Raw genomic sequence first — 4074 nt, 5'->3', positions numbered from 1 at the left:
TTATAAAAAACTGTTTCTTATCAACTTGTATTTACATTGATTGTACGTATTTAGTTAAATCTAAAACAAATGTTTTTCGAAATTATATGTAAAGAAATAAATATGATATTCTTAAAATATTCTAAAAACAATTACTTTTGTTTAACTTTCGATTTAGGTTACTAAATCTCTATTTAGAAAAAAATCTACAATATTATTGATCATTTTTTATTGAGCCTAATTTTTTTTGCGAACGAAAGTTTTATTTTGAGAAAATGAATTCTAAAAGACTCAATATTGATTTTATAAATGCCACAAATTTTATGTCAAAAAATATATATGTTCTATTAGTTTTAATTGCATTATTTTCCTGTACCTCAAAAGAAGATAATCAAAAAAGGATTGTTATCGGATTTTCTCAAAGTATCTCTGAAGAAGATAGCTGGAGAAAATCCATGGATAATACAATGCTGGTCGAAGCTTCGCTTCATCCAGAAATAGACTTAACTATCAGTAATGCAAATGGCAGTACAAAAAAGCAGATTAATGATATTGAAAAAATGATTGAAAACCACTTGGACGTCCTAATTGTAGCTCCATACGGTTCAGATTCTATTGTTCCAGTAATTGAAAAAGCAAGTAAAAAAGGAATACCAGTCATTATAGTCGATAGAAAAGTCAATACATCCAATTATACTGCATTTTTAGGAGCTGATAATGTTGAAGTTGGTCATATTGCAGGAAAATATATTGTTTCTATGTCTAATGCTCGTGCCAATATTCTTGAAATTAAGGCAACGACTGATATTTCACCTAGTGTTGAGAGAAGTTTAGGATTTAAACAAATTATCGACCGATATCCGAATATTAAAAAGATAGGTATTAGTGCTCCGAATTTGGAAGCATTAAATAATAATTTAAGCAAGGTCTTGGATAGTATGCCAAAAATAGATTTTGTTTTTGCTTTTAATGATAATATTGCGCTTCAAGCATGGGAAGTAGCTAAGAAAAAAGGCAGGGAGAAAAATATAAAATTTATAGGAATAGACGGATTGAATGATCCAAATGGAGGAATACAGGCTGTTAAAGATGGTAAGCTAACAGCAACTATATTATATCCAACAGGTGGTAGCGAAGCAATTAAGCTTGCAATTAAGCTTGCGAATAAAGAAATTGTTTCTAAAAACAATATACTTAACACTACTTTAATTGATTCTCTGAATGCTGATATAATGAGTAATCAATTTGATAAAATCTCGGTTCAGCAATCAGATATTGAATTGCAACAAAATAAAATTAAAGAGCAGGAAAAAAAATATTCGACTCAAAGAAACCTTCTGTTAGTCATTATTTTTTTTAGTTTACTAATTTTTAGTCTGGCTGTATTTAGTATTTATTCGGGTATGAAACTGCGCAGTAAAAAGAAAGAATTAGAAAAAACAAACATTAAAATTGTAAACCAAAAAGATGAAATTGAATTATACGCGAATAAATTAAAAATCAGTAATGAAGCTAAAATTAATTTTTTCACTGGCCTTTCCCATGAATTCAAAACTCCTTTGACATTGATTTTAAGTTCTATTGAATCCTTGCATGATGAATTTCAAAATAAAAATAACACAGTAAAAAAAGATTTAGATTTAATGTATAATAATTCTAAACGATTACTTCGTTTAATAAATCAATTGCTCGATTTTAGAAAAGGTGAAAATCAAAACTTTATTATAAAAGTAACAAAAATAAATCTTTGGAATTTTTCAAAAAAAATAATTAAAGAGTTTGAAAGAGAGGCTTTAAGGAGAAATATCAAATTTGACTTTTCTTCAAACAATAAAAGCTTGGAAGTATATTTGGATCAAAATTTAATCGACAAGGTATATTATAATTTATTGTCTAATAGTTTTAAGTTTACTCCTGATAATGGTAAAATTGAGGTATCTATTATAGAGGAGAAAGAGCTTGGAATAGTGAAAATACATTTTAAAGATTCCGGAATTGGAATACCTGAAAAGGATTTAGCCAATGTTTTTATACCTTTTTTCAAAGGATCTAATAATTATAAAAACGGTTCTGGTGTTGGACTGAATTTATCTAAAAACTTTATGGATTTACATAAAGGTTCAATCGAAGTTAATTCAAATAAAGGGACGCATTTTACTTTGACATTAAAATTGGGAAGAGATCATTTTAACAGAGAAGAAATAATTGAAAATTCGAATGAGCAAAATTTTGAAAATGATTATGAGTATAATTATTTAGATAAAACCTTAAATGAAGTTAATTCCCCTTTATTTGATGAGAACAAACAAACGATTTTAATTATTGAAGATAATGTAGAAGTTTTGGATTTTATTTCCTCTAAACTAAGTGAAAATTACAATGTTTTTAAATGTGATGGGAGAGATTCTATAGAACGAGTATTGGCAACTATTCCGGATGTTGTTGTATGTGATTTAAATTTACCGGAAAAAAATGGTTTTGAAATTTGTGAAATCTTAAAAGCAAACTTTCTTACTTCTCATATTCCGACAATTATATTAACTGCTTCAGATGATCATGAAACCAATATTAAAGCTTTGGAAGTAGGAGCAGATTTATTTTTGACAAAACCATTTAATTTACAGGTATTAAAGCAAGCAATAAAAGGTTTGCTGTTTAATAGGGAAAAACTAAGGTATTTTTACACGAATGCAAAAACACCTGTACAAACTGAAATAAAAGGTTTTGATTTAATTGAAAGAGAATTTCTAAATAAAATTGACCAGTTTATAGATAAAAACATTGATGATTCAACATTTTCGGTAGAAGACCTTGCCGCGTTATTGAATATATCCAGAGTTCAATTATATCGAAAAGTAAAAGCGGTATTAGGTATAGGGGTTGGAGATTATATAAATAATTATAGGCTTGAGAAATCAAAAGAGATGTTGAAATCTACGACTTTAAATATTTCAGAAATTGCATATTCTTGTGGCTTCGCTTCTCCAAATTATTTTTCAACGGCCTTTAAAAGCAAATATTCTGTTTCACCTAAGGATTTTAGGAATGTTTAATAAAAATGACGTGTTACATTATTATAAATAAATACAATTTTGAAGCTATTTTTGAATAACAGTATTTATTTTTTACTTAGTTAAAACTTTGTTTTACAGTGGTTTTTGTTTTTTGTTTCGATAAAAATGTCAATGTAACATAATCTAACTATAACGTTATATTGCTTTTGTAGTTTTATTGAAAATAATAAAAATGAAAAAGTATATAATTGTATTACTTGCAAGCTTAGCAGTTTTAAGTTGCAAAACAAAAAAAGATCCAGCTCCAGAACCCACTCCAATACCAACACCGGTTCCTAATTCAGCAACAGAAATACTTTCTTTTGGTTTTAATGAGAGTTCAGGACAATCATTGGACGAAAGTAAAACAAAATCCAGTTTTACTATAAATGGACCTTTAAATTCGGCAGAGAGAATTGTTGGTATAGAAGGTAATGCATTAAGAGTAAATGGATATTATGGCTGGGCAACCGGAAATGCAAAAGTAACTTACCCGACAAGTCAAGTTTGTATTTCAGGATGGATTGCACCATCGGCATTTCCTGTTCAAAGAAAAGATTTAGACCCAATTACGGAAAATACTAATGCTGCCATTTTTTCAAATGTAAATACCACTAATAGTTCAGGAGTTGCATTTGGAATTAATCACCACGGAAGGCTTATTGGTCAATTTAAAGTAGGAACTCAATTGATTCAAATTCTTTCGGATAAAGAAATTGAACTTAAAAAATGGAATTTTTTGGCATTAAATATAAATGCTGGTCAAGGAATTGCCACTTTGTTCCTTAACGGTGTTAAAATTAAAGATATTACGTTTCCAGGCGGGGCTCTTTCTTGGGATAATAATGCAACAATATATATAGGAAAAGAGTCGAAAAATAAAACTGTAGCAGGATTTGACACTAATGGTTTGACAGGAGCTATAGATAAAGTTTCGGTTTGGAATAAAAATCTAACAAGTGCTGAAATTTTAGCGCAATTTAGTGCTGTGACTCCTTCATTGCCTATTTTAAAAATACCAACCGAGCGATTCGCAAATGAT

At 28.6% G+C, this 4074-nt stretch carries 2 protein-coding genes; both read left to right on the top strand.

Features of this window, described 5'->3' with window-relative positions; genetic code table 11:
• Positions 1 to 302 precede the first annotated feature (302 nt).
• Complete coding sequence (locus VFS71_RS18355) at positions 303 to 3032, top strand: hybrid sensor histidine kinase/response regulator transcription factor (RefSeq protein WP_326403082.1); 2730 nt, start codon at positions 303 to 305, stop codon at positions 3030 to 3032.
• 193 nt (positions 3033 to 3225) lie between these two features.
• The coding region (locus tag VFS71_RS18350) for a LamG domain-containing protein (RefSeq protein WP_326403081.1) at positions 3226 to 4074 on the top strand (849 nt) is incomplete at its 3' end.

The organism is Flavobacterium sp., assembly GCF_035760125.1.
Lineage (GTDB): Bacteria > Bacteroidota > Bacteroidia > Flavobacteriales > Flavobacteriaceae > Flavobacterium.
The sequence above is the reverse complement of the archived record's forward strand: the minus strand, read 5'-3'. Positions and strand labels throughout refer to the sequence as shown.

What these genes read in the sequence shown, in the direction of transcription:
- VFS71_RS18355 (WP_326403082.1), top strand. Translation starts at nt 303, where the DNA reads ATGTCAAAAAATATATATGTTCTATTAGTTTTAATTGCATTATTTTCC.